Here is a 26315-nt window from a genome sequence, read left to right on the forward strand (position 1 = left end):
GTCAGGCTCCTTCTGTGGGGGTGGTGGGTTCGGCGGCCGGCAGGACGGCGAAGTCCCACGGGTCGGTGCGGAGGTCGCTCACGGTGACACGGACCCCGGCCCGGGTGCGCAGCTGCTCTGCGGCGACGTCGAGCCAGAGCCATTCGGTGGCCCAGTGCGAGGTGTCGATGAGCGCCGGTCCGCCGCCGAGGAGCGCCTGTTCGCGGAACTCCGATGCCGGGTGGTGCCGCAGGTCGCTCGTGATGTAGACGTCGGCGTCGAGCACGGCGGGGTGGGCGAGCAGCGAGTCGCCGGCACCCGCACAGAGCGCCACGGTGCGGACGGGCTGGTCGAAGTCACCGGAGACACGGACGCCGGTGGCCGTCGGCGGCAGCAGGTCGACGAGCTTCCGGGCGAGGGCGCCGAGGGTCGTCCCCTCGGGCAGCACGCCGACGCGACCGATGCCCGTGTCGGGGTCGGCTCCGGCGTCGAGCGGTCGCTGCTCGGTGAGCCCGAGGCGGTCGGCGAGGACGGCCGAGGTGCCGGTCGTCACGACGTCGGCGTTGGTGTGCGCCGCGAGCAGGGCGCTGCCGCCACGCACGAGGGTCGCGAGGACGCTGCCCTTGTAGGTCGACTCGGCGATCGTCGTCACCCCACGGAGCAGCAGAGGGTGGTGCGTGAGCAGAAGCCCGGCACCGATTCCGACGGCTTCACGGGCGGTGGCCGGCACCGCATCGACGGCGAGGTGCACGTGCTCGACGGTGGCGTCCGGGTCGCCCGCCACGAGGCCGACGGAGTCCCACGACTCGGCACCGGCGGCGGGCCACAGGTCCTCGATCACGGCCTGGAGTTCGCGGAGCGTCGGCATCCCGTCAGTCTACCGAGGCGACCGCCCCGCACGGGGCAGCCGGTCCGTGTGGGGTGATCCGGGCCTCCAGGCAGTGCAGCCGGAAGCCTTGTGACCGGAAGCGGTGCAACCGACCGCGCCGCGATCGCGGGTCGTCAGCGACGACCGAGCAGGCCGAGCAGGCGGTCGACGAGTCGCGACCACCAGCCGGCCGGGGCCGGCGCTGCCGCCGTGGCGGAGTCGGTGTCGGCTTCCGTCGCGTCCACGACGGGGGCCGGGACGACGGGTGCAGCGACGGCGTCCGGCAGGACGACCGGCGTGCTCGCGGTGACGCCCTGGTGCGCGGTGAGCGCGGCGGCGAAGGCCGCGCGGTCGATGACCGTCGGCCCGGTGGCGGGCAGGACGAGCGGGGTCGGTCGCGTCGTCGCGGACACCGGGGACACGGCCGGGAGGCCCAGCACCGGTCGGACGGGTTCGTCGCGTTCCGGGGTGACGAGTTCCACCACCGGCGCGGCTTCCGCGGTGGGTGCGGCCTGCGCTGCTGCGGGGACGCTCCGTGCTGCGCGGGTCGGCACGGGAGCCGGCCGGGTGGCGAGCGCCACCGGCGCGGTCGCTGCGCGGCGGGCTGCGGCACGGTCGCGGCGGTCCGCCTCGGCGGCGGCGTCGGTGAGCAGGTCGGCAAAGACGGTGTGGGCGAAGGCGCGGGCGGCCGTCACCTCGGGGTCCTCGGAGCCGGCGACGGTGGCCTCCCACGCGGCGAGGCGAGCGAGGTCCTCGTCACGGCGGCGGACCTCGTCCTCGAGCAGGACGATGCGCTCGATGCTGCTGCGGCCCGTGGACGACGACACCTCCACCGCGAGGTCCTCGATGCGCAGGGCCAGACGCTCCGGCGGCTCCGGGAACGACGGGGCGCAGACGGCGGCGTGGCGGGCGCGGTCGCGGCGGAACGCGGGGGCGGCGACGGGTGCCGACGGGGTGATCTCGTCGGCCGGGGCCGGGGTGGCGACGTGCGCCGGGATGCTCAGCTGGTCGGCGGTCGTCGCATCGGCGGTCGCTGCGGCGGCGGTGCTGCTGCTCGCGGCGTGTCCGGGGCGCTGAACGGGCCCGGTGACGGGCGGGACGACGAGGTCCGGCACGTACGGGGCACGGGTCGCCGGTGCGTCGCGGAGCCACTCCTCGAGCTCGCGGCCGAACGGGTCCACGAGCGGGGTGCGTGCGCCGGACTGGGTCTCCATGTCCGAAGGATAAATATCGCGCGGGCCGAAACGCGGGACATCCGCGGTGTGTCGCTGCACCGCCTGCCATATCGGGGCGGAGTTGAGCGGCGTGTCGCGCCCGTCGTCACCGAGGTGGGCGCAGGCCGTCCTCGAACGCCCGCAGCAGTTCCCGGCCCGCGGGCCAGTCCCCCACGCCGCTCGCGACGTTCACGTGCCCGAGGGCACCGACGCGGACGACGTCCGCGCCCATCGCGTCGGCGAACACGAGCGCCCGGTCGCTGCAGTACGGGTCGTCGTCGCTCACGACGAGGCGCGTCGGGACCCGCTGGGCAGGGGGCACCGGGCGCGGCGTCACGAAGCCCGATGCCTCGTCCGGGAACGTGTCGCCGAGCGGGTCGGGTGGGGCGACGAGGAAGGCACCGGCGACGAGCGCGGGAGCGTCCGCCGTGGTGGCGAGCCAGTCGGCGACGGCCAGGACACCGAGGCTGTGGGCGATGAGGACCGGGGGCTCCGGGCACGAGGCCACGGCCGTGGAGATCGCGGCGCACCAGTCGTCCGGGTCCGGGTCGCTCCACGAGGTGGGGGCGATGCGGACGGCGGCGCGCTGCTGGTGCTGGTCGTGCTGGACGCGCTGGCCGCGCTGGTCGTGCTCGTCCTGCTGCTCTCGCTCCCAGACGGACTGCCAGTGGTCCGGGTCCGAGTTCCAGATGCCGGGGACGATCACCCACGGTCGCGCTCTGCTCACCGGGGCAGCGTAGCGAAGAAGCGAGGCACCGTTCCGGAGTGTGACGCGCGGTGCGCTGCCCGGCTCAGAGCTGCGGGACCGCGCCCCGGGGCTGCTGCAGCGTGTCGCGCGGGTACTGCCCGAAGCGCGACGCGTACGCAGCCGAGAACCGACCGAGGTGCGCGAAGCCCCAGCGCAAGGCAACGCTCGCCACCGTCAGGTCGCCCGCCGACGCGCGGCGGAGTTCCTCGTGCACGCGGTCCAGCCGGATCCCCCGCAGCAACGCGTTCGGCGCTGTTCCGACCTGCCGCTGGAACGCCTGCTGCAGCCCCCGGACGCTCAGGCCGACGTGCTCGGCGACGTCCGTCGTCGTGACGGGCGTGTGGGCGAAGGCGTGCATGAACTCCACGGCCTCGCGCACACGACCAGTGGCACCCTGTGGCAGCGCGACGTCGGAGGCGATGGTCTCGTGCGGGAACGTGTCGAGGAACGCCAGCGCGGTCTCCCGCACGGTCTCGGCGAGGGCCAGTGCGGTGAGCGGTGCCGGGCCGAGCACGATCGCCGCGGCGCGCTGCACCCGGGCGTTCCAGGCGCGGAGGTCCTCGGGCCGGGGCGCTGCGGTGTGGTCGAACACGAGGGGGCCGGGCCGGGTGCCGTGCACCTCGGCGGCGACGCCCTCCAGGTACGTGCGGTCGAACTGCACGAGGCTCTGGCGGACGTCCTGCAGGTCGAACACGAAGGGACGCCGCGTCGGGAACACCCGCGGGGCCCCCGGTGCGAAGTCGACCTCCTGGCGACCGACGTCGACGCGGCCACCCCCGTCCGACGTCCACATCACGACGTACTCGTCGGGGACCTCGACCTCGCCCTGCATCCGCCCGTCGAACCGGGTGGAGCGGAAGGTCATCGATCCGTCGCCAACGACCTGGAACCGGTACGCGAACGGACGATCGGTCCGGGACGCCGAGAACCCCGTGCTCTCGTAGGCCTCTTCGTACAGTTGCACGGCCGCGTCGAGTCCGGCGCCGGACGTCTCGAACCGGATCCGGGGATCAGGCTCGACAGTCATCGCGCGAATCGTGACACGGTATCCGGGAAACGCGACAATCGCCGACCCGTCATTGCGGTTTACGGCCCACGGAGTGCGCTGGGCGGACGACCGTTGCGACTCGGCCGATCGATGACGGCCGTGCTCCCGCTCAGTGCCGGGAGCGAAGCACCGTCCAGCGGTTCCGGTCGGCCACGCGTTCGTACCGCAGGTCGTCGACGACCATGCGGACGAGCGCGAGCCCGCGACCGCCCTCGGCGAAGTCGTCGGGCAGCACGGCGGCGTCGGGATCGACCGTCGCCGCGACCCCGTCGTCGGAGAGCAGCGCCTGGAAGCGCTCGTCGCCGATCTCGAGCCGGAGCTCGCACGAGACACCGTCCGGGCGGGCGCCGTGCTCGATGACGTTCGAGGTGAGTTCGACCAGGGCGAGCTCGAGGGCCATCCGGTCCTCGGCGGCGACGGACGGCTCGTGCTGCCAGACGCCTGCGAGGAAGTCGTGCACGGCGGACACGTCGTCCGGGGGGCACGCCAGTGCGAGCATGTGCTCGGCGACGGGGGCGGTCATCACCAGTCGGTCACCGCGGCGTCCCCGTCGGGGTACGTCCGCAGGATCTTGTCGATGTTGGAGAGCTTGAGCACCATCTGGACCTGTTCCGACGGCGCCGCGATGCGGAGGTCGCCGCCGGCCTGGCGTGCGGTCTTCAAGCTGCCGACCAGGGCGCCGAGGCCGGAGGAGTCCATGAACTCGACCCCGGAGAGCTCGACCACGAGCCGCGAACGTCCGTTGCCGACGATCTGCGCGACGGTCTCGCGGAAGGTGGGCGCGGAGACCATGTTGAGCCGGCCGCTGCACTCCAGGACGGCGGTGTCGGTCTCCGCCTCGTGTACGACGATGTCCATCTCGGTGGGTCTCCTCAGATCGGTGCGCCTTGCAACCAGCAACCTACCGGCTCAGCCCCTCAGTTGTGGGACCGGTTTCGCCGCGTCGCCGTCACCTGGACCACGACGGCCGCGGCCATCAGCGCTGCCATCACCCCGCCCATCGCCAGTGCGGTACCGCCGAGGGCGCCGGCGAGCGGGGTGCCGAGACCGCCGATGCCGAAGGTCAGACCGCCCTGCAGGGCGGCCGCGGTGCCCGGGTGTGCCGCGCCGACGTGCTGCGTGCGGGTCATCGCCGCCGGCAGGACGAAGCCCCACGCGGCCGTCACGACCGCGAGGGCGCACCACACCGGCACCGGCCCGAGCCCGAGGAGCGCCGACACCAGCACAGCCGTGGCCCCGACCGTCCCGACGACCAGGCCCAGGGTCAGCAGGGCGTCCTCGCTGAACCGTCCGACGAGCCGGCCGAACAGCAGCGTCGTGACGATCATCATCGACGCGTTCGTGGCGAAGACGAGCGTGTACAGCCCCTCGGAGAACCCGAACTCCGACTGGAACACGAACGAGCTCGTCGCGATGTAGGCGAAGAACCCCACCGTCGACAGCACCCCGCTCAGCACGTAGGCCCGGAACCGCGGGATCGCCAGGAGCTCGCGGATCCGCTGCCCGTTGGCCGCGAACCCGACCCCGCCACGGCGCTCCGGCGGCAGGGTCTCGCGGAACCGCAGGACCACGGCCACGAAGAACACGGCGCCGAGCACGGCCAGCACGACGAACATGAGCCGCCACGTGCCGACCGTCAGCACCGCTCCCCCGGCCAGCGGGGCCACCACGGGTCCGATCGCGTTGATGGCCGCGAGCGTGCCGAACACCTTCGCCATCCGGGTGCCGCTCGTCACGTCGGACACCATCGCCCGACCGGCCACGGCGCCCGCGGCACCGGCGAGTCCCTGGGCGACGCGGGCCACCACCAGCGTCACGACGTCGGGCGCGAGCGCGCAGCCGACCGACGCGAGGGCGAACAGGGCGGTGCCGACGACGAGCATCGGCCGACGACCGATCCCGTCGCTCACCGGTCCGACGAGCAGCTGGCCGACCGCGAAGGCCACGAGGAACGCCGTGAGCGACAGCTGCACGGCGCCGGGCGTGGTGCCGAGGTCGCGTGCGATGGCCGGGAGTGCGGGGATGTACATGTCCGTCGCGAACGGCGAGACCCCGACGATGAGCGCCAGCGGCACGATCGGGGGCAGCACGGTCGTCGTCGGTCCCAGGCTGCGCTCCGTCGTCACCTCGGACACGCTACGCGTCCCCGAATCGATTCGACGGACACTTCGTGAGCAGGAATAGTCGGTTCGCGGTGCCGGACGCGACCGTTCCTGCTCACGAAGTGCGGCCCGGGACGTGCGCGCGGACGGACGGGAGGCCCGGTGCGGGCCCGCCACGGGCCTCCCGTCCGGCGCCGCGAGCGGTCACGACACCCCGCTCACGTCCGCCGAGTGGTCGCGTTCCGTCGCCCGGCGACGGCGCAGCCGACGCTTCGTGACCGCTGGGCGGTGCGGCCCGGGACGTGCGCGCGGACGGACAGGAGGCCCGGTGCCAGCTGGCACCGGGACTCCTGTCCGTGGGGTGGGGGCGTCAGCCCGTGTTCTGCAGGCCGGCCGCGATCCCGTTGACGGTGAGCAGCAGGAGCCGGTGGTCGGCGTCCGTCGGGTCCGTGCTGCCGGAGGTGCGGATGGCGCGCAGCGCACGGAGCTGCAGGTGCGACAGCGCGTCGACGTACGGGCTGCGGAGGCGCACCGCGCGGGCGAGAACGGGTCGGTCCTCGAGCACGTCGCTACCGCCGGAGACACGGAGCACCCAGTCGCGGGTGCGGACCATCTCGTCGAGCACCTTCGCGGCGAGGTCGTCGCGGTCGGCGAGCTCGAGGTACCGGCGGGCGATGTGCTCGTCGGTCTTCGCGAGCGACATCTCGACGTTCTTGATCATCGCGGCGAAGAGCGGCCACTCGGCGTAGGCGGCGCGGAGGACATCGACGTCGCCGACGGCCTCGAGCGCGGAGCCGAGCCCGTACCAACCGGCGAGGTTGATGCGCGCCTGCGTCCACGAGAACACCCACGGGATGGCGCGGAGGTCCTCCAGCGACTCCACCGACAGGCCACGACGGGCCGGGCGGGAGCCGAGGGGCAGCAGGCCGATCTCCTCCATCGGGGTGACCCGGGCGAACCAGGGCGCGAAGCCGTCGGCTTTGACCAGGTCGTAGAACGCGACGCGCGAGACGTCGTCGAGCTGCTGGGCGAGATCGGCGAACCGGGCGGCCGCGGCGGCGGTCCGCGCCTCGTTCGACGGCGTCGACGCGAAGAGCGTCGCCGAGGCCATCTGCTCGAGGTGGCGGGCGGCGATGTCCTGGTCGCCGTACTGGGCGAAGATGACCTCGCCCTGCTCGGTGAGCTTGAGCCGGCCGTCGATCGATCCCGGCGGCTGGGCGAGGACGGCCTCGTTGGCGGGACCGCCGCCCCGGCCGAGCGAACCGCCCCGGCCGTGGAACAGGGTCAGCTCGATGTCGTTGTCGCGGGCCCAGTCGGCGATGCGGGCCTGGGCGTCGTACAGCGCCAGGTTCGCGGACACCGGACCGACGTCCTTCGACGAGTCCGAGTAGCCGAGCATGACCTCGAGCCGACGGCCGGTCGCGGCGAGGCGTCGCTGGAAGGCCTCGGTGCGGACGGCCTCGTCGAGGATGTCGACGCTGGCGTGCAGGTCGGCGAAGGTCTCGAACAGCGGGATGACGTCGAGCACCGGCGCAGCTTCGGCGGACCCGAGCGCGGCGACCGCGAGCTCGTGCACGTTCGCCAGGTCGGCCGGGGACTGCGTGAACGAGACGATGTACCGGTTCGCCGCGCGGACGCCGTAGCGGGACTGCAGCCCGGCGATCGTGCGGAACACGGCGAGGACCTCTTCGGTGGTCTCGCTCAGTTCGCCACCGGCGCGGATCTCCGCCAGGGCCGTGCGGTGCACCTGCGAGTGCTGGCGGACCTCGAGCTCGGCCAGGTGGAACCCGAAGGTCTCGACCTGCCAGATCAGGTTCTGCAGCTCGCCGTTCGCCGGGCGGATCGCGCCGGCTGCGATGAGGGACGCCTGGATCGTGCGGAGGTCGGCCAGCAGCGCCTCGGGGCCGTCGTAGGCCAGCGGCGTGGTGCCGGTCCGGGTGGCGTCGATGCGCGCGGCGACGAACAGGAGCGCACGACGGTGGGTCTCGTTGGGTGCGCGGACGCCGATGCGCTCGGCGATGCCCGGGTCGAGGGACTCCTGCGCGGCGACGAGGGCGGTGAGGCCGGCGTCGGCGGGGGTGTCGCTCGCGTCGAGCGTCAGGGCGCTGCCGATGCGGGTGGTCGCACGGGCGAGGCCGAGCAGGATGTGCTCCGCCGCGATCTCGGCGGCCTGGCGGGTGACGTCGGCCGTCACGTGCGGGTTGCCGTCGCGGTCGCCGCCGATCCAGGTGCCGAACCGCACGAACGCGGGGGCGATCACGGGAGCGTGGCCGGCGTCGTCGCCCTGCAGCCGGTCGTCGAGCAGGCGGTAGACCTGCGGGACGATCTCGAACAGGGTCTGGTCGAACACGCTCATCGCGGTACGGACCTCGTCGAGCGGGGTCGGCCGGGTGGTCCGGAGCGGCGAGGTGCGCAGGAGGGTCGTGATCTCCTCGAGCAGGCGGCGCTCGTTCTCGGCGCGGGCCGTCGCGTTCCGGGCGCGGTCGCGCTCGTCGATGAGGTCCGTGATGCGGCGGACACCCGTGGTGACCGCGCGGCGGCGGGCCTCGGTCGGGTGGGCCGTCAGCACCGGGTGGAACCGCAGGGTGCGGAGGCGCTCGGCGGCCTCGGCCTCGCCGACCTCGGCGACGAGCTCGGCGTAGGTGGCGGGGAACGAGTCGCCGGCCACGCCGCCGTCGTCACCGCGCTGCCGGAGGACCCGCACGCGGTGGTGCTCCTCGGCCAGGTTCGTGAGGTGGAAGTAGGTGGTGAACGCCTGCGCCACGGCCTCGGCGCGTTCGGCCGACATGCCCGAGACGATCGCCTGGGCACGCGCTGCACCCTCGGCGTGGTCGCCCTCGTAGGCGTCGATCACGGCGGCGCGCAACGACTCCACGTCGTGGAGCAGTTCGTCGCCCCCGTTCTCCCGCAGCACCCGGCCGAGGAGGTTGCCGAGGTACCGGACGTCGGCGCGCAGGTCACTGTCGACCGCACCGCTGACGTCGTCCCGCGCGCGCTCGTGGCGTGCAGATCCGTCGATCGCCGTCATGGAGTCCTTTCCGGGTCGTCCGGGAGGCTGGTCCCGGGTCCCAGCAGCGTATCGGCACCCGGGGGCGCATGACGTCGACCGTCCGGACGGACGCGGGGCAGGGTCCGGACGGACGCGGGCGGGGTCCGGACGGACGCGGGCGGGGTCCGGACGGACGCGGGGCAGGGTCCGCGCTGGCCCGCCTCGACGACACCCGCTGTGCGGTCAGGCCGTGACGGCGGCGACCGTCGTGTCCCCCGGCTCCTGACGGAACGGCGCACGGCGGGCATCGAGGCCGGCGAGCAGCCCACGGTTCAGCTCGTAGGCGAGCTCGACCTCGGCGATCACCCGCTCCTGTTCCTCTGCCGTCCAGGGCGCGGCGTCGAGCTGGGCGCGGTAGGTGTGCTCGAAGTCGCTCGGGTCGGCGACCTGGTCGAAGATGTAGAAGAGGACACCGTTCGTGTCGAACCCGAACCGCTCGGCCAGCACCTGCCCGATCACGTGCCCGCCGGACACGTCGCCGAGGTACCGCGTGTAGTGGTGCGCCACGAAGCCGCCGGGCCACTCCGCCGCGACCTCGTTGAGGCGTCGCACGTACGCGGTCGTCGCGGGCAGCGGGCACACCAGCTCGGGCCAGTCCGGGCCGATCAGGTACTCGAGGTCGGCACGGATCGCCGGCATCCGGGTGAGCTGCGCGGTGACGAACGGCGCCGCCACGGGGTGGTCGGCCATGCGTTCCGCCGCCCGCTCGAGTGCGTCGTACACGAAGGCGTACTGTCCGAGCAGGTCCGCGTAGTCGGCGACGTCGCAGTCGCCGCCGAGCAGGTCCTGCATGAAGCCGCTCGTGGCCGAGGCACCGTGCGAGCGCCGCGTGCGACGCCGCAGCAGCTCGGAGAACGGGATGACGGTCGAGTCCATGAGGTAAGGCTAACCTTAGTGCTGCGCGCGTCAAGCAGGGATCACCCAGGTGGCGCCGAACCCGCGAGAGGAAGCTCCCCCACGATGAGCTCGAAACCCAAACGCCCCCAGCACGTCTTCGTCGTCGACCGCACCGAACGGCTCTCACCCCACATGGTGCGCGTGCACCTGGGCGGCTCGGCCTTCGAGGACTTCGTCGCCCAGGCCGACCCCGACCGGCTCGGCTCGACCGACAAGTACGTCAAGCTCCTGCTCGCGAAGCCGTCGCTCGGACTCGTGCCGCCGTACGACCTCGAGGCCCTGCGCGAGACCCTCCCGAAGCACGACCGCCCGGCCCGCCGCACCTACACGGTGCGCGCGGTCGACCACACCACGCGGACCATCGCGATCGACTTCGTCGTGCACGGCGACGAGGGCCTCGCCGGTCCCTGGGCAGCGTCCGCGCAGCCGGGCGACCGGCTCGCCCTGTCCGGGCCCGGTGGTGGCTACGCGCCGACCACCGACCCGGCGGTCACGCACGTGCTGCTCGGTGACGACAGCGCCCTGCCCGCGATCGGCGCGGCACTCGAGTCGATGTCCGACTCCGCCACCGGGTTCGCCCTGGTCGAGGTGGCCGGGCCCGCGGACGAGCAGGACATCAGGCACCCGGCCGGGGTCGACCTGCGGTGGCTGCACCGGGACGCCACCGGCGCCCAGCCGGGCACGCTCCTGCTGGAGACGGCCCGCGGGCTGCCGCGTGCCTCCCGGCCCGTCCAGGTCTTCGCGCACGGCGAGCGGACCGCGATGAAGGCGATCCGTCGGCTGCTGCAGGACGACTGGGGGCTGGAGAAGCGCGAGATGTCGTTGTCGGCGTACTGGGCGCTCGGTCGTGGTGAGGACGAGTTCCAGGAGGAGAAGCGCGAGCCCGTCGGGGTGATCTTCACCGACTGACGGTGGCCTGCGTGCCCGTTCCTTCCCAGGACGGGCGCGATGGCTGGTGGGAACGGGCGTACCTGGTCGGACGAACGGACCAGGTACGCCCGATTCAGCCAGGCACGCCCGATCTCGGTCGGCACGCCCGGATCGACCGACGTGCGGGGCACCCGTTTCCCGCAGGTACGCCCGTTCCTTCCCAGAACGGGCGCGATGGCTGGTGGAAACGGGCATACCTGGTCAGAAGAACGGACCAGGTACGCCCGATCTTGGTCGGTACGCCCGTTCTCGGTCGGTACGCCCGGATCGGCGGACGTGCGGGGCACCCGTTTCCCGCAGGTACGCCCGTTCCTTCCCAGAACGGGCGCGATGGCTGGTGGGAACGGGCGTACCTGGTCGGACGAACGGACCAGGTACGCCCGGTTCGACCAGGTACGCCCGATCTTGGTCGGTACGCCCGGTTCGGCGGACGTGCGGGGCGCCCGTTTCCCGCAGGTGCGCCCGTTCTTTCCCATAACGGGCGCGATGGCTGGTGGGATCGGGCGTACCTGGTCGGAAGAACGGACCAGGTACGCCCGATTCGACCAGGGACGCCCGATTCGACCAGGTACGCACGGTTCGACCCGGTGGGCCCAGCGCGCGCGGCGGCCGGGAGGCCCGGGGCACGTCGGTGGGTCGAGCTAGCGTTCGGCGCATGGTCACCTCGTCGTGCTGCGTGCCGGGTTGCGCGGGCGTGCTCGCGGACGGACTCGCGGGCGTCCCCCTGTGCGGCGCGCACGTCGCGTTCATCGCCGACCTCGCGGCCGAACACCCCGGCATCGAGGACGCACTGCCCGGCCCGTGCCCGGCGTGCGGTTCGCGGGTCGGGGTGCGCTACCCCTCGGGGATGGTGTGTGCCCGGTGCGAGTGGCGATGGGGTGACGTGCCGGACGGCGACCTCGCTCCCCCTCGGGTCGACGTCGTCTACTACCTGCGGATGCGCGACGACTTCGGCGACCGCATCAAGATCGGCACGACGATGAACCCCCGGCAGCGGCTCGCGGCGATCCCGCACCAGGACCTGCTGGCGTTCGAGCGCGGTGACCGGACCCTCGAACGCCGACGGCATGCCGCGTTCGCCGCCAGCCGGTACCCGGGTACCGAGTGGTTCCGGGTGACGCCGGAACTCCTGGCCCACGTGGACACCGTCGCTGCCGGGGTCGACGACCCCTGGGACCTGCACGCCCGGTGGACGAGCGAGGCGCTCGCGCTCCGAGGCTGAGCCCCGACCGGGCGGTCGGGGTGCCTGCTCAGGCGGCCTGCAGCATGCGGTCGGCGGTACGGAGCGAGAGCGCCATGATCGTCAGCGCCGGGTTCGCGATGACCGCGCTCGGGAACACCGAGTTGTCGGCGATCCACAGGTTCGGGACGTCCCACGAGCGGCCGTCCTGGTCGACGACGGAGGTCTCGCGGTCCGTGCCCATCCGCGCGGTGCCGATGGTGTGCGCCGTGCGTTCGAGCACCCGGACGTCCTGACCGCCAGCGGCCTCGACGATGGTCGTCATCGTGCGGACCGCGTGGCGGCGGATCGCTTCCTCGTTCGAGCCCGGGGTGAAGGACACCCGGGCACGCGGGACACCGTGTTCGTCGAGTTCGTCGGTCAGCTCGAGGCGGTTGTCGTCGTACGGCAGGCACTCGGCGTTGATGCCGACGCCGGCCGAGAACGGGTAGTCCTGCAGCGCCCGGACGAGCTCGGCACCGCGGAGTCCGCCGCCCCGGACCAGCGAGGTCGCGAAGGTCTGCGGCTGCACGCCCAGGCTCTGGATGAGGTAGCCGCCCGCGAAGTCGGCGTCCGCCGGTCGGACGAAGTCCTCGGTGATGATCGACGACGGGTACCCACGGTACGAGCGCATCGACTCGTCGAACCGCGCCCACACCTGGGTGGCTCCGTGCGCGGTGAAGTTCCGGCCGACCTGCCCGCTGCCGTTCGCGACACCGGTGTGCAGCAGCAGTCGCGGCGTCTCGACACCACCCGCGGCGAGGACGAGTGACCGGCAGCGCTGGCGGTGCTCGCGGCCGTCGGCCGTGTACAGGACCGCCTCGACCCGTCCCGCCGCGTCGAGCTCGATACCGTGCACGAAGGACTCCGGACGGATCTCGGCACCGAACGCCACTGCGGCGGGCAGGTACGTCGTGTCCATCGACACCTTCGAGCCGTTGCGGCAGCCCTGGTGGCAGGAGCCGCAGGACACGCAGGCCTGGCGCAGCCCGTGGTGCTCCTGGTGCCGGTCCTCGGTGGTCAGGCCGACCGGGGCGTCGGTCGCGGTGATCCCGGCGGCCGCGGTGCCGCGCATCATCATGTCCGACGAGGCGTTCCGGGCCGGCGGGCGCATCCGGTAGCGGCGGGAGGGGTCCCACGGGTAGTGCTCGGGGCCGGCGACGCCGACGTCGTGCTCGACCTGCTCGATCCAGCCGGTGAGCTCGGCGTGGCTGATCGGCCAGTCCTGCCCCGCGCCGCTCTCGGTCCGCAGCCGCAGGTCGTGCTCGCTCGGCCGCGGAGTGAACGCGCCCCAGTGCAGCGTCGACCCGCCGACGCCCGTGCCGCTGTTGTTGGGGCCGAAGGCCGTGGGGGCTCCACCGCCGCTCAGCCGCTCGTCCATCCAGTTGATGTCACCGGGGGCGGCGACCTCGTCCGGCACGTGGTCGCCCGGCTCGGTGTTGCGGCCAGCTTCGAGCGCGACGACCGTCAGGCCACTGCGGGCCAGCGATGCGAGGAGCGGTGCTCCCCCGGCCCCGGTGCCGACCACGACCACGTCGACGACGTCGTCCGTGCCGTACGTGCGTTGTCCGTCGAGTCTCATCGTGCAGCTCCGGTCGTCGGTGCGGTGTCCATCGTGGTGGCGGTGCCGGCGGGGGCCTCGGGTTCCCAGGCCTCGCGCTCGCCCGCCGCGAGCAGCTGGAAGCCCTGCTTGCGGACGCCGTCGCCGCCGTTCGCGTAGCCGTCGAAGTCGATGGCGGCCATGGTGGCGGGGTGTGCGAGCCAGTGCTTCACGAGGTCGACGCTGGCGTCCTCGAACCACGCGCGCAGCTGCTCGGCGTCGAGGTCGCCGTCAGCGCGGTACCGCCCGACCGCCACGGACTCGAGGGCCTGGTCGAGCACGCCGTCGCGGGCAGGTGCAGCGAGCACGTCGAGTGCGGCACGGTAGGCCTCGGCGTCCACCGGCAGGCCGTCCGGCCGCCAGCCGTCGCCGAGCCCCGCGGCCAGCTGCGCGTCGACCCGCAGCGCCAGGTCGACCTGGTCGGTGCCGGGCTGCGGGACGACGATCCGTGCGACGGCGCGCAGGGTGTCCAACTGCGTCGGCGTCAGCGCGTGGGGTGCGGCCGACGGGTCGTCGGGCAGCGCGCGCTCGGCGAGCAGGCCGCGGGTCCGGGCGCTGACCCGCGGCGAGGCGATCACGCGGGCGTGCTCCACGGGGACGACCGGCGACCCCGTGACCCGGCGCTGCCAGAAGTCGCGGATGCGCTCGGCCACGGCCTCGGGCTGTTCCCAGGGCAGCAGGTGGGCGGCGCCGTCGACGACGTGGAGCTCGCTGTTCGGCCAGTGCGGCAGGGTCAGGCGGCGCTGGGCGTCGGCATCGAGGTCGCCGTCCTCGGCACCGGCGAGCACCAGGGCCGGCACCGGGTTCGGTGCGGCGTCCGACCAGTCCTCGCGGCTGCCGCGGGACAGCCAGTCCGTCCAGGCCGCGGGGTCGGTCCGCTCGACGTCCTGCACCGCCGCGATGTGCCGCGCAGGCGCCAGGGGCGACGCGGTGTTGGCGGCGACGAACTCCTCGGCGTCCTCGACGGAGATCGGGCCGCCGGCAGCCCACGAGAGCATCGTCCAGCGGCGGTCGTCGTCCATCGGCTCCGGGGCGAGCGGGGACGCGGCGAGGAGCACCACGGCCCGCAGCCCGAACAGGCCGTTCGCGCCGGAGATCGTGCGGTCGGCCACGACCGTGGCGACCTTGCCGCCCATCGAGTGCCCGAGGAGCATCCACTCCGTCGAGCCGCTCGCCCCGATCGCGCGCTCCACCAGGACGGCCATCTCCTCGACGGTGGTGCCGGACGACGCCGGGCTGCGGCCGAAGCCGGGCAGGTCGATGCCGATCAGGTCGAGGTCGCCGAGGAGTTCGGCGCGCAGCAGCGCGAACTCCCCGGAACTCGCGCCGAGGGCGTGGAGACAGAAGACGGTGGTCACCCTGTATACCTACCCGTCGCTCGCGACCGCTCCCAGCCGGGCCGTACCCCGCCGGGTCGCGCGTGTACCCCGATCGACGGCGTCACCGGGCGTACGCGTCGACGAACAGCGCGCCCCGGAGCTCGCGCAGGGTGTCCGCCAGCCGGTCGACGGTCCGGCCGGAGATCCCCGAGACCTGGAGGTCGTACGGGCCGAGCGCGGGGAGCCGCCCGGTGCGGATGCGGACGACCTCCCACCCCACGGCGCGGACGGCGCGGTCCTTCTTCCGGTCGGTCTCCTGCCGCGGGCCGACGTGCTCGAGGCCGTGCCGACCGGTGGAGTCGTACTCGATGGCGACGCGGAGCTCGGGCAGGATGATGTCCGGCCAGGCCTCGACGTGGTCGAAGAACGGGCGGTCGAGTCGGATGGCGGAGTGGTCGTAGGTGAATGCGAACCGCTCGGACAGCATGCCGCGGAGTTCGGCCTCGACCGCCGAGGCCGTCGCCGGGGCGCAGACGCTCGTGAACGACTCACCCGACGGCAGCCGCGGGGTCTTCGGGCAGATCGTGCGGGGAACGGACTGAGCGGTCCGCCGTGGCGCCCCACCGGCCGACCCGGCCGACCCGGCGACGGGCCGACGGGACCGGGACCGGGAACGGCTCGACGCGACGGCTCCGGCCGGGACCCCGCGCACCGGAGCCGCGGGCAGCGTTTGTCGTCCGGCACTCCGGACGACCCGCTGCGGCACCGGCACGGCCTGCGGCCAGTCCGACGGCAGCACCGGCCACCGCTGCGGCTGGGCCTGCACGGCGCACTCGGGGCACCACACGGAGCGGCGGCGCTCACGGCCCGGGCGGGACCGCTGTTCAGACGGGGTCGCCACGAAGACGTGCCCGACGTCGCACTCCCAGGTGAGCAGGACCTCGGCCGCCGGGGGGACCTGGGTCAGGACGACGCCGTGGTTCCAGTCGGGGTGGTACTGCCGGATGAGCACCGGGTACGGCGCCCAGTCGGCGCGGAACTGTCCCACGGCGTACGGCACCGCTTCGCCGCGCGACCACTGTCGGCGGCGCCACCACGCATCGACGGGTTCGGCCACGCCCCCACGCTAGGAACGACCACCGACACCCGCCGCACCACGCACCGCGACCGACACCGCCGCGGCACCACACCACGCAAAACCGCTCAGGAGGCCAGCGCGTGCTTCACGTAGGCGACCAGGGCGTTCGCGTGCCCGTGCCCGAGGCCGTGCTCGGCCTTGAGCCACCCGACGACCTCCATGTGCTGGTGGTCGTCGAGCCGGTCGGCGACCAGGTCGAGCCACTCCTGCACCGGGCGCCCGTACGTCGTCTCGATGCTCGGGAAGTACGACGCCGGACCCTGCACCTTGGTGCCGTCCGCCGGGGGCACCGGGGCGGTCACACGATGCGCTGTCATGGCGCAACGGTAGCGCTCCGTCGGCCGTCACGGAACGTCACGCAGGACACCGTTCTGTGACGCCGCGTTGCGCCGGATGGCCGGGTGTTGCGCCGCGTGGCGGGGTGTTGCGCGAGGCGTTGTCGGCGTCGGCCGGCCCTCCTACCGTCGCGACATGACCGAGACCACCAGGGCCCCGCAGTGGGAGGCGACCAGCGTCGACGACGCGGGCCGGACGACCGGGGCGAGCCGCGCCTCCAGGCCGGAGACGGCGACCATCGACGCGGCCGGACACGCCGCACTCGACCGTTCCGTCGTGCCGTTGCGGCACCCGCTGCGGTGGATCGCCGCGGCCCTCGTGCTCGTCGTGCTGCTGAACTTCGGCGAGACGCTGTTCACGAACGAGCAGTGGGGCTGGCCGGCCGTCGGCAAGTGGCTGTTCAGCCCGGCGGTGCTGACCGGCCTGCAGCTGACGCTCACCGCCACCGCGTTGAGCGCCGTGATCAGCTTCGCCGGCGGGATCCTGGTGGCCATCGCCCGGCTGTCGCACAACCCGGTGCTGTCCGGGCTGGCGTGGGGGTACGTGTGGCTGTTCCGGTCGGTGCCGCTCATCCTGGTGCTCGTCTTCCTGTACAACCTCGGGTCGCTGTACCCGACCATCGGCATCGGGATCCCCTTCGGGCCGCAGTTCGAGGTGCCGACCGCGAACCTGCTCGGCGACCTGGCGATCGGGGTCATCGGGCTGAGCCTCAGTGAGATCGCCTACGCGTCCGAGATCGTCCGTGCCGGGGTGCTCGCCGTCGACCACGGGCAGCACGAGGCGGCGCAGGCGCTCGGGCTCCCCCGTCGCCGGCAGTTCCTGCGGGTGATCATGCCGCAGGCGCTGCGGTCGATCGTCCCGGCGTTCGTGAACCAGGTCGTCGGCCTGCTGAAGGCCTCGTCGCTGCTGTTCTACGTGTCACTGCTCGACCTGTTCGGCGTGGTGCAGAACCTGTCGAGCACCTACCCGGGCGACATCATCCCGCTGCTCGTCGTCGCCACCATCTGGTACCTCGTGCTCACCAGCGCGGTCTCGATCGTGCAGTACTACGTCGAGCGCTGGACGGCCCGCGGGTCGGTCCGTGCGCTGCCGCCGACACCGTGGCAGCGGGTGCGGAGCGCGCTGCGGGGCGGCGGGCCCGGACGTGGTCCGGGACGGCCTGGAGGCGCGGGTCGCCGCACACGGGCAGCCGCCGCCGAGCGCGTGGTCGCGTCCGGGTCCGCTTCCACCGTCGACGACAGGAGCATCTGATGAGCGCCGCCATCGCGATCCACGGGGCCGTCAAGGCGTTCGGGGACAGCGTCGTCATCGACGGCATCGACCTGTCGCTGCCGACCGGCAGCGTGACCGTCGTCCTCGGCCCCTCCGGTTCCGGCAAGTCCACGCTGCTCCGGGCGATCAACCACCTCGAACCGCTCGACCGCGGGGTCGTCACCGTCGGCGACGAGCCCATCGGCGTCCGCCTGCGCACCGGCCGCGACGGGGTCCCCCGCTGGAAGGAGCTGCCCGAGCGGCACATCCTGCGGCAGCGTGCCCGGATCGGGTTCGTGTTCCAGCACTTCAACCTGTTCCCGCACCTCACCGCGCTCGAGAACGTCGCCGAGGGGCCGATCGCCGCCGGAGTCCCCGTCGCCACGGCCCGAGCGCGGGCACAGACCCTGCTCGATCGGGTCGGACTCGGCGACCGCGGCTCCGCCCGCCCCCGGCAGCTGTCCGGCGGGCAGCAGCAGCGGGTCGCGATCGCCCGGGCCCTGGCGCTCGAGCCGTCGGTCGTCCTGCTCGACGAGCCGACCTCGGCGCTCGACCCGGAGCTCGTCGGCGAGGTGCTCGGGGTCATCCGGGGGTTGGCGGACACGGGCACCACGCTCGTCATCGTCACCCACGAGATCGCCTTCGCCCGCGAGGTCGCCGACCACGTCGTGTTCCTCGACCACGGGCGGGTCGTCGAGCAGGGGCCGCCGGCCCAGGTGCTCGACCACCCGCAGCACACCCGCACGCGCGACTTCCTGTCCCGCGTCCGCTGACCCCAGACCCCCGATCCCCGCACGCACCCCAAGGAGAACCATGTCCACGATCACCCCCGCCCGCTGGCGCAACCGCGCCGGCTTCCTCGTCCTCGCAGCCGGCGTCGTCGTCGCCCTCGCCGGGTGCTCCGCGGGCGCTTCCGCCGACACGAGCGGCGCACCCGACGGCTCCGTCACCATCGGCGCCGCCTCGAACGGTGCGGCGAAGGAGACGACCGTCGAGGTCACCGAGGACACGAAGCTGCACGACGCGCTCCCCGCCGCGGTCCGGAAGTCCGGCAAGCTCACGATCGGCGTGGGGGCCCTGCCCGCCGGGTTCCCGCCGCTCGCCTTCACCGGTGACGACCAGAAGACGATCACCGGTTCGGAGCCCGACCTCGGACGGCTCGTCGCCGCGAAGCTCGGGCTGCGCGCGGACGTGCAGAACGCCACGTGGGACAACCTGTTCGTCGGCATCGACAGCGGCAAGTACGACGCCGGGTTCTCGAACGTCACGGTGACCGAGGAGCGCAAGGAGAAGTACGACTTCGCCTCGTACCGGCAGGACAACCTGGCGTTCCAGGTGCTGGCGTCGAGCTCGCTGCGCTTCGACGGCGACCCGTCCGTGCTCGCCGGGAAGACCCTGTCCGTCAGCTCCGGCACGAACCAGGAGAACATCCTGCTCGAGTGGCAGAAGGAACTCCGGGCGAAGGGCGAGGACTTCACGATCAAGTACTACCCGGACGGCAACGCGATCAAGCTCGCGCTCGACTCGGGCAAGATCGACGCATACTTCGGCCCGAACCCGACGATCGCCTACCAGAACACGCAGAGCAAGGGCACCGCGAAGGCGACGAAGACCGCGGGCACGTACTCCGGCGCCGGCTCCTCGTTGCAGGGGCTCATCGCCGCGACGACGAAGCAGGGCAGCGGGATCGCGAAGCCCGTCGCGGCGGCGATCAACGAGCTGATCGAGGACGGCACCTACGCGAAGTGGCTCGCGGCCTACAACCTGTCGAACGAGGCCGTGAAGACGTCCGAGGTGAACCCCGAGGGTCTGCCGCTCGACAACAGCTGAGGTGTGCCGTGACACCCCCGTGGCCGTCGTGGTCGCGGGGGTGTCGTGCGTGCGGGGGGCGGCACTCCCCGCTCGACGATCGACAATCGACGATCCACCAGGGGAACGACTCGTGGATCGTCGGAACATGCACACGCACCCGATGCGTGGGCAACGAACGACGTCCCACCAGTCGAACGACAGGTGGGACGTCGGAACATGCGCACGCAGCGAGTTAGCGCGCAGCCAGAGCGGACTCCCCCTCGACGACAGGCGCCACCCACTCCGCGGCGAGCAGCTCGTAGGAGCGCACGCGGGCGTCGTGGTCGTGCGCGATCGTCGTGACGAGCAACTCGTCCGCGCCCGTGACCCGCCGGAGCGTCTCGAGCCGTTCCGCGACGTGTACCGGTTCGCCGACGAACCGGGTCGCGAGCCGGTCCGCCACCGACGCCTCGGCCTCAGCGGGGAGCCGCAGCTCCCGAGCCTGGTCCGGGGCGGGGTACTCGATCGCCCCGACGCCGGAGCGGATCGAGTGCACCCACTGGGCGTACCCGAGCCCGAGCTCGTCCGCCTCGGCCGCGGTCGGCGCCACGAGCACGTCGGCCGACACGATGACGTGCGGCGCGTCGAGCACGCCCGGGCGGAACGCGTCGCGGTAGGCCTGCACCGACGCCAGGACCGTGCCCGGGGACGTGTGGTAGTTCGCGCCGTAGGGCAGGCCGAGCGCGCCGGCGATCCGGGCACTCTCGCCGCCGGTGGAGCCGTGGATCCACAGCTCGACGGCGGCGCCCGCGGCCGGTGGGGCCTCGATCACCGCACCGTCCCGCGACCAGGTGCCCGCGAACAGGCCGCGGATCAGGTCGAGTTCGCCCGCGAACCGCTCGACGTCGCCCGGCACCCGGCCGAGCAGCTCCCCCTGCAGGGCGAACCGGCTGCCCGGCGCGATGCGGAACTCGAACGGCGCGGGGACGAGCAGGCCGTCGACGACCTGGTCGGTCCGCGGGGCGAGCGACGGCGGCTTCGGGGTGCCGGGTGCTGGTGCTCCTGAGCGGCCGAGCCCGAGGTCGATGCGCGGCCCGTACAGCGCAGCGAGCGTGCCGAAGGTCTCGGCGATCTGCAGCCCGCGGGTGTTGCCGACCAGGGTCGCGGCGCTGCCGACCCGGATGATCGAGGTGGCTGCGGCGACCGCACCGATGACGATCGTCGGGGCGCTGCCCGCGACGCCTGGGTTCAGGTGGTGCTCGGCGAGCCAGTAGCGGGCGTACCCGGCACGTTCCGCGGCGACGGCCAGGTCGACCGTGTTCGCCAGGGCCTGGGCCGGGGTCGACCCGCTGCTCACCGGGACGAGGTCGAGGACGGAGAGCGGGACCCGGCTCATGCGAGCACCCGCTGCCGGTCGAGGACCCGTCCGGGCAGGTCGAGCGTCTGCCGGAGCGTCGCGCCCTCGTCGTACGACTGCCGGTAGACGCCGCGCTCCTGCAGCAGTGGGACGACCCGGTCGACGAACTCGTCGAGCCCGTACGGGTTGGTGTGCGGCACGACGACGAACCCGTCGGTGGCGCGTTCCTGCACGTACCGGTCGATCTCGGCGGCGATGTGTGCGGGCGTCCCGACGAAGCCGCCACGGGTCGAGACCCGGATGACCAGGTCACGGATCGACAGGTGTTCGGCCGCGGCGAGGTCGCGCCACGACTGCACCAATGCGGGCACGTCGCGGGTGTGGCGGACGCGGCCACGGGTGATGTCGGCGCCCTCGAGGTCCGGCTCGATCGAGGGCAACGGCCCGTCGACGTCGTACGACGACAGGTCACGGTTCCACACCTGTTCGAGGAACGCGATCGCCGTCGCCGGGCTGACCTGGGCACGGCGGATCGCCCGGGAACGTTCCTCGGCCTCGTCCGCCGTGTCGCCGAGCACGAAGGTCGCGCCGGGCAGGATCAGCAGCTCGTCCTTCGACCGGCCGACCCGTTCGAGTCGCTCGGTGACATCGCGGTAGAACGACTGCGCGTCGTCGAACTCGGTGTGCAGCGAGAAGATCACCTCGGCGTGCCCGGCGGCGAGGTCGCGGCCCTCGTCGGAGTCGCCGGCCTGCACGATCACGGGGTGGCGCTGGGGGCTGCGCGGGACCGGGAACGTGCCGGTCACGTCGAACTGCGGACCGTGGTGGTCGACGTCGTGGATGCGGGAGCGGTCGGCGAACACGCCGGCCGCCAGCGGCCCGGCGGCGCCCGACCCGTTCACCACGATCGCGTCCGACTCCCACGAGTCCCAGAGTTCGCGGGACAGCTCCACGAACTCGGCGGCTCGCGTGTAGCGGTCGGCGTGGTCGAGGAACCCGCCGCGGCGGAAGTTCGCACCGTGGAACGCGTCCGAGCTCGTCACGACGTTCCAGCCGGCACGACCGTCGGTCAGGTGGTCGAGCGTGGCGAGCTGCTTCGCCAGTTCGACGGGCTCGTTGAAGGTCGTCTGCAGCGTGCCGACGAGCCCGATGTGGTCGGTGACCCCGGCCAGCGCGGCGAGGATCGCGAGCGTGTTCGGGCGTCCGACGACGTCGAGGTCGTGGATGCGTCCCTTCTGCTCGCGCAACCGCAGCCCCTCGGCGAGGAACAGGAAGTCGAAGAACCCCCGCTCGGCGTTCCGGGCGAAGTGCTCGAACGACGAGAACGCGATCTGGCTCTCGGCTCGGTCGTCGCTCCAGACGGTGGTGTTGTTGACGCCCGGGAAGTGGGCGGCGAGGTGGACCTGACGCTTGGCGCTCATGCTGAGACCCCCGAGGAGACGGAACCGACACCGGAACTGACACCGACACCGGTGACGGCAGGACGCGCGTACCGGCTGACCGCCGGCGCGATGCCGAGCCGCGTGCGCAGGTCGGCGGTGGGACGGGACGCCACGTCGGCGCGGAGTCCCGCGGTGACGAGCGCCGGGACGAGCTGCCGCGCGATGGCGGTCGAGTCGATCGGGATGCGCAGCGGACGGAGCCGGACGCCGGCGTACCCGAGGGCCCGCAGGTCCCCGATCCGTGCCACGAGGTCCGGCACCGTCGTCGCGAGGACGGACGTGTCCGACCCGGAGCCGACGGCGTACGGGGCGCCGGCGGCCGCGTCGAGTGCGGCGAGCTCGTCGGCGGCGGCTGCCGGCGACGACCCGATGAGCACCGCGAGGTCCGCGAGGACGGGACGACGGAGGTCGGACCCGGCCGCCTGCTCGGCGCCACGGACGAGTGCCAGCGTGTCCCGTGCCTCCCGGCCGTCGAAGCCGGGCGTGACCAGCACGACGTCCGCGGCGTCCACCGCGAACGCCGCCGCGTCGGAGCGGTGCGCGAGCGCGAAGACCGGCGGCCGCCCCTGCGGCGACCGCGGCACGATCGACGCGCCGTGCACCGACACGAACGAGCCGGAGAACGCTGCGTCGTGGATGCGGTCGCGGTCGATGAAGCGGCCGGTCGTGACGTCGCGGATGATCGCGTCGTCGTCCCAGCTGTCCCAGAGGCGGGAGACGACCTCGACGGCCTCGCGGGCCTCGTCGAACAGCGTGGCCGCGTCGTCGCCGCCGGGGCGGCGGCCGAACAGCGCGGCCTCGCGGGTCGTCGGACTCACCTGGATCCGCCATCCGGCCCGCCCCAGCGAGACGTGGTCGAGGGTCTGGAGGCCCGTGGCGACGTGGAACGGTTCGGTGTGCGTGACCGAGACGGAGGGCACCAGACCGATCGCGCGGGTCGCGGGGGCGACCGCGTTCGCGACGAGGAGGGCGTCGAGGCGGCCGACGACGGTCGACGTGTCGAGGTCGCCGTCGGGGTCGGTGGGGCCGGCGGTGAACGAGTCCTCGAGGGTGACGGCGTCGACGCCGAGCCGGTCCTGCTCGACGACGACGTCGCGCCAGTGCCGGAGGCTCGTGAGGCGCTGCGCTGCCGGGCCGGCGGCGCGCCAGGCGGCGGGGTGCCAGCCGGCGCCCTGCAGCGCGGTGACGAGGGTGATTCGGTCGGGCACGGTCATGGGGCGACGCTAGGACGGTTCGGCCGGGCGGCGAAGCGGTGTTGCGGAACGTGACCGACGGTGTCGCCGTGTGACGCACCGCGCACCGTGCGAGGATCGCCGGATGGTCTCGTCGTTCCTGACCCACGCTGAAGTGGTGGTCGACCCCGCGGTCCCGATCGAGTCGTGGGGGCTGTCGCCCGAGGGTCGCGTCCGGGCCGCCGCCGCACACCGGCTCGCATGGACACCGGTCTCCCGGCGGATCGTCTCGAGCACCGAGCGCAAGGCCGTCGAGACCGCAGACCTGCTCGCCAGCGCCGTCGGACTGCCGGTCGAGCGCGACCCCCTGCTGGGCGAGATCGACCGGAGCGCGACCGGCTACCTGCCGCCGTCCGAGTTCGAGGCCGTCGTCGACGCGTTCTTCGCGGAGCCCGAGCAGTCGGTCCGCGGCTGGGAGCGGGCGATCGACGCCCAGGAGCGCATCGTCGCGGCCGTCCGCCGGCACTGCGCCACCGGCGACGTCACGATCGTGTCGCACGGTGCGGTCGGCGCACTGCTCCTGGCCCACCTGCGCGGCGTCCCGATCACGCGCGCCCTCGACCAGCCCGGCATGGGCAGCGTCTTCCACTTCGACGCGCCCGCCTGGCGGGCGACCGGCGGCTGGAGACGCGTCCCCGCGACCTGACGGGAGGCGCGGGGCGGGGCCGCCACGGGCCTCCCGTCCGCCGCCTGCGCGGCCCGACTGCCTCGCTCGTCAGACCACGCGCGTCGCTCCCGTCACGGGGCCGGGGGCGGCGTCCTCGTCGTCGGCGTCGTGCAGGGTCCGCTCGGCCTGCCCGAGCAGGTGGTGCACGGCGAGGCCGATCGAGCGGGCACCGACGACCGCGACGAGCACGCTCAGCAGCGCCAGCAACGCGGTGGTGGGGATCCAGGCGGACGGCAGCGCGAGTGCCCGGAACCACTCCACCGCGGCGGTGGCGACCGCGGCGGCCGGGAACACGAACGACCAGAACCCGAGCGAGAACGCCAGGCGGACATACCGCGGCAGCAGGGCCAGCTGCACGAGCACCATCAGGACCCCGAGCCCCGCGATGGCCTGCACGGGCAGGGTCACAGCGCCGTCGGTGAGGGCGAACACCGACAGGGTGGCGACCGCCGGCGGCGCGACCAGGATCGCCATCGTCGGCACGAGCGGCCCCGGCAGCGCCGGCCGGAACGCCAGCCGGATGAGCAGCAGGCCGGTCATGACGCCCCAGAAGAACACGCCGACGCCGAGGGCCGGCCAGGACAACCAGCCGACGCCGACCTCGTGCGTGGCGACCGAGGCGACCAGGGCCGCGGCGACGGTCGGCAGCAGGTAGCCGCCGTGCACGGACTCCAGGGCGAGCCGGCCCTCGAACCAGGTGCTCAGCAGCCAGGCGGCGAACCCGGCCGCGGTGGCCACGGCGGCGAGCACCACGACCTGCCCGGCGACGGGGGCGAACCGCGCGAGGTCGACGCCGAGCAGCATCGCGGTCGCGGGGACGAGCGCGGCGATCGGGCCCTGCGCCGGGTGGCGGAGCTGGTCGACCAGCCGTTCGCTGACGCGTGCGCCCCGGACGATGTGCGCACCGAGCAGCCACACCCACGCGACGGCGGCGATCGCCCAGAACACCTGCGGCACCACGGTGGGCAGGTGCAGCACGGGGGCGGCGTACGACCACGTCTCGGCGAAGCCGGCGAGGCCGAACGGGACGGCGAGGGTGTTGAGCGGGATGCGGGAGGTGGGTCGTGGCATGGCTCCCCCATTCTCGTGGACTGGTCGGCTGCGGCGTCGCGCGGTCGGGGGCCGTGCGCGCGGCGGGGCGTGCGTGCCCGCGGGCCGTGCGTGCTCCGCGGTCAGGCTGCGGGCAGCTGCTCGCCCGCCTCGACCGCGACGTCGAGCCGGTTCTCGGCGGGCGGCAGCGGGCAGGTCGCGTGCGGGGTGTACGCGCAAGGCAGGTTCGTCGCCCGGTTGAAGTCGATGCGGGTGGCACCGTCGGCATCCGGCGCGGCGATGTCGAGACTCCGGTTCGCCGCGTACGTCGTGACTCCGCTCGTGCGGTCGGTGAACAGCACGTGCAGACCCCCGCCGTGCCCGTTGAACGCCAGGAGCGACCGCGGCCCGTCGAGGTCGAACGTCAGGACGCCGGGGGCCTCGTACACGTGCAGCAGGCCGTCGACGACGCTGCCGACGGTGACCTCGCGCGGGGTGTCGAACGGCTCGAAGTGCGCGTCCACGACGAAGCGCTCAGCAGGGGCGTACGCCGGGGTGCCGCGGTACTCGACGCGGGTCGGGTTCGACGGGTGCCGCGGGCGCAGCAGGTCACTGCCGCCGCGCCGGGCGACCTCGATCACCACGGTCTCGTCGCCGTCGCGCCACACCACGTTCGTGCTCGAGCGCTCCGGCAGCGGGCCGAACCGGTGCGTCCCGGTGACCGGCTGTCCGTCGACCTCGATCGTCTCGTCGTCGGCCAGTGCGACCACCGGGCCGTCCTCGTCCGTCGACCAGCTGCCCGGGGCGTCCTCGAAGCGTTCCGGTGTGGCGGTGAGCCAGCGGATGCTCGTGATCGCGAGGAACCCGTGCTCGCTCGCCCGGGCCTGCTCGTGGTCGTCGTGCCACGTGGTCCACGCTTCCGCGAAGGTCGGTGCGGCCGGGGTCGTCGGGGTGGTATCGCTCGTCGGGGTCGTCGTGCTCATGGGTCGACCGTACGACTCGTGGCCCGGCGGCGCGACGATCGTGTCGCCGTGCGTCGGCGGGCGGCGGGGCGGGGGCGCGGGCGGGTCGGCGGGCGGGGGCGGGCGCGCACGGGCGG

General features: G+C 73.4%; 24 protein-coding genes. 6 read left to right on the plus strand and 18 right to left on the minus strand.

Annotation, left to right across the window (positions count from 1 at the left end):
• Window position 1: 1 nt before the first annotated feature.
• The 9 genes from DEJ05_RS14280 to DEJ05_RS14320 all read right to left on the minus strand — a co-directional run bounded on the left by DEJ05_RS14280 (window position 2) and on the right by DEJ05_RS14320 (window position 9884).
• Window positions 2-847: a Nif3-like dinuclear metal center hexameric protein gene (locus tag DEJ05_RS14280; RefSeq protein WP_111110733.1), complete on the minus strand. Its 846-nt coding sequence runs from the start codon at window positions 845-847 to the stop codon at window positions 2-4.
• A gap of 134 nt (window positions 848-981) precedes the next feature.
• On the minus strand, window positions 982-2061 hold the full coding sequence (locus DEJ05_RS14285; protein ID WP_111110734.1) for a hypothetical protein: 1080 nt from the start codon (window positions 2059-2061) through the stop codon (window positions 982-984).
• Window positions 2062-2167: 106 nt separating this feature from the next.
• Complete coding sequence (locus DEJ05_RS14290; protein ID WP_111110735.1) at window positions 2168-2788, minus strand: alpha/beta hydrolase; 621 nt, start codon at window positions 2786-2788, stop codon at window positions 2168-2170.
• A 64-nt stretch (window positions 2789-2852) separates the two neighbouring features.
• Window positions 2853-3836: an AraC family transcriptional regulator gene (locus tag DEJ05_RS14295; protein ID WP_111110736.1), complete on the minus strand. Its 984-nt coding sequence runs from the start codon at window positions 3834-3836 to the stop codon at window positions 2853-2855.
• Between the two features lie 130 nt (window positions 3837-3966).
• Window positions 3967-4380 (minus strand): ATP-binding protein, encoded by a 414-nt coding sequence (locus DEJ05_RS14300; RefSeq protein ID WP_035808261.1) that lies wholly within the window; start codon window positions 4378-4380, stop codon window positions 3967-3969.
• A complete protein-coding gene (locus DEJ05_RS14305; RefSeq protein ID WP_017886068.1) occupies window positions 4380-4715 on the minus strand; it encodes an STAS domain-containing protein in 336 nt (111 codons plus the stop codon). Before DEJ05_RS14305 ends, DEJ05_RS14300 begins: the two co-directional genes overlap by 1 nt.
• Window positions 4716-4774: 59 nt before the next feature.
• Window positions 4775-5983, minus strand: a complete 1209-nt coding sequence (locus DEJ05_RS14310) for a multidrug effflux MFS transporter (protein WP_258370585.1) — start codon at window positions 5981-5983, stop codon at window positions 4775-4777.
• A gap of 346 nt (window positions 5984-6329) precedes the next feature.
• Entirely contained in the window at window positions 6330-8987 is a 2658-nt protein-coding gene (locus DEJ05_RS14315; RefSeq protein ID WP_111110737.1) for a phosphoenolpyruvate carboxylase, read from the minus strand.
• Between the two features lie 204 nt (window positions 8988-9191).
• Entirely contained in the window at window positions 9192-9884 is a 693-nt protein-coding gene (locus DEJ05_RS14320) for a heme oxygenase (biliverdin-producing) (RefSeq protein ID WP_111110738.1), read from the minus strand.
• Window positions 9885-9968: 84 nt separating this feature from the next.
• On the opposite strand from DEJ05_RS14320, the gene DEJ05_RS14325 reads away from it, so the two are divergent.
• Both DEJ05_RS14325 and DEJ05_RS14330 read left to right on the plus strand, forming a co-directional pair.
• Entirely contained in the window at window positions 9969-10814 is an 846-nt protein-coding gene (locus DEJ05_RS14325; protein ID WP_111110739.1) for a siderophore-interacting protein, read from the plus strand.
• 676 nt (window positions 10815-11490) lie between these two features.
• Entirely contained in the window at window positions 11491-12057 is a 567-nt protein-coding gene (locus tag DEJ05_RS14330) for a GIY-YIG nuclease family protein (protein WP_111104359.1), read from the plus strand.
• A gap of 28 nt (window positions 12058-12085) precedes the next feature.
• Here DEJ05_RS14330 and DEJ05_RS14335 read toward each other — a convergent pair whose 3' ends face one another.
• From DEJ05_RS14335 to DEJ05_RS14350, 4 genes are all read right to left on the minus strand, one after another.
• On the minus strand, window positions 12086-13636 hold the full coding sequence (locus tag DEJ05_RS14335) for a GMC family oxidoreductase (protein ID WP_111110740.1): 1551 nt from the start codon (window positions 13634-13636) through the stop codon (window positions 12086-12088).
• Window positions 13633-15012 carry an alpha/beta fold hydrolase gene (locus DEJ05_RS14340; RefSeq protein WP_111110741.1) on the minus strand — a complete coding sequence of 460 codons (1380 nt, stop codon included), beginning with the start codon at window positions 15010-15012 and terminating at the stop codon, window positions 13633-13635. The genes DEJ05_RS14335 and DEJ05_RS14340 overlap by 4 nt, the downstream gene beginning before the upstream one ends.
• Before the next feature lie 82 nt (window positions 15013-15094).
• A complete protein-coding gene (locus tag DEJ05_RS14345; RefSeq protein ID WP_111110742.1) occupies window positions 15095-16090 on the minus strand; it encodes a hypothetical protein in 996 nt (331 codons plus the stop codon).
• A gap of 86 nt (window positions 16091-16176) precedes the next feature.
• Complete coding sequence (locus DEJ05_RS14350) at window positions 16177-16428, minus strand: DUF4287 domain-containing protein (protein ID WP_111110743.1); 252 nt, start codon at window positions 16426-16428, stop codon at window positions 16177-16179.
• A 154-nt stretch (window positions 16429-16582) separates the two neighbouring features.
• On the opposite strand from DEJ05_RS14350, the gene DEJ05_RS14355 reads away from it, so the two are divergent.
• From DEJ05_RS14355 to DEJ05_RS14365, 3 genes are read left to right on the plus strand one after another with little or no spacing between them, the layout of a single operon-like run.
• Window positions 16583-17698 carry an amino acid ABC transporter permease gene (locus DEJ05_RS14355; protein WP_111110744.1) on the plus strand — a complete coding sequence of 372 codons (1116 nt, stop codon included), beginning with the start codon at window positions 16583-16585 and terminating at the stop codon, window positions 17696-17698.
• The gene (locus tag DEJ05_RS14360; RefSeq protein WP_111110745.1) at window positions 17698-18471 is read left to right on the plus strand and encodes an amino acid ABC transporter ATP-binding protein; all 774 of its coding nucleotides are present in this window, start codon (window positions 17698-17700) and stop codon (window positions 18469-18471) included. Before DEJ05_RS14355 ends, DEJ05_RS14360 begins: the two co-directional genes overlap by 1 nt.
• A 40-nt stretch (window positions 18472-18511) precedes the next feature.
• A complete protein-coding gene (locus DEJ05_RS14365; RefSeq protein WP_111046890.1) occupies window positions 18512-19528 on the plus strand; it encodes a transporter substrate-binding domain-containing protein in 1017 nt (338 codons plus the stop codon).
• 214 nt (window positions 19529-19742) lie between these two features.
• Here DEJ05_RS14365 and DEJ05_RS14370 read toward each other — a convergent pair whose 3' ends face one another.
• From DEJ05_RS14370 to DEJ05_RS14380, 3 genes are read right to left on the minus strand one after another with little or no spacing between them, the layout of a single operon-like run.
• Window positions 19743-20885, minus strand: coding sequence for an LLM class flavin-dependent oxidoreductase (locus DEJ05_RS14370; RefSeq protein WP_111110746.1), 1143 nt, complete (start codon window positions 20883-20885; stop codon window positions 19743-19745).
• Window positions 20882-22267, minus strand: coding sequence for an NtaA/DmoA family FMN-dependent monooxygenase (locus DEJ05_RS14375; RefSeq protein ID WP_111110747.1), 1386 nt, complete (start codon window positions 22265-22267; stop codon window positions 20882-20884). The genes DEJ05_RS14370 and DEJ05_RS14375 overlap by 4 nt, the downstream gene beginning before the upstream one ends.
• Window positions 22264-23502: an LLM class flavin-dependent oxidoreductase gene (locus DEJ05_RS14380; protein ID WP_111110748.1), complete on the minus strand. Its 1239-nt coding sequence runs from the start codon at window positions 23500-23502 to the stop codon at window positions 22264-22266. The genes DEJ05_RS14375 and DEJ05_RS14380 overlap by 4 nt, the downstream gene beginning before the upstream one ends.
• A 103-nt stretch (window positions 23503-23605) precedes the next feature.
• Here DEJ05_RS14380 and DEJ05_RS14385 point away from each other — a divergent pair, with 103 nt between their 5' ends.
• Window positions 23606-24166 (plus strand): histidine phosphatase family protein, encoded by a 561-nt coding sequence (locus DEJ05_RS14385; protein WP_111110749.1) that lies wholly within the window; start codon window positions 23606-23608, stop codon window positions 24164-24166.
• Between the two features lie 69 nt (window positions 24167-24235).
• Here the strand turns inward: DEJ05_RS14385 and DEJ05_RS14390 are convergent, their stop codons facing one another.
• Both DEJ05_RS14390 and DEJ05_RS14395 read right to left on the minus strand, forming a co-directional pair.
• Complete coding sequence (locus tag DEJ05_RS14390) at window positions 24236-25258, minus strand: transporter (protein ID WP_111054616.1); 1023 nt, start codon at window positions 25256-25258, stop codon at window positions 24236-24238.
• 101 nt (window positions 25259-25359) lie between these two features.
• Window positions 25360-26199, minus strand: coding sequence for a DUF1684 domain-containing protein (locus DEJ05_RS14395; RefSeq protein ID WP_111110750.1), 840 nt, complete (start codon window positions 26197-26199; stop codon window positions 25360-25362).
• Window positions 26200-26315: the final 116 nt, after the last annotated feature.

Source organism: Curtobacterium sp. MCLR17_045 (genome assembly GCF_003234405.1).
Classification (GTDB): Bacteria; Actinomycetota; Actinomycetes; order Actinomycetales; family Microbacteriaceae; genus Curtobacterium; species Curtobacterium flaccumfaciens.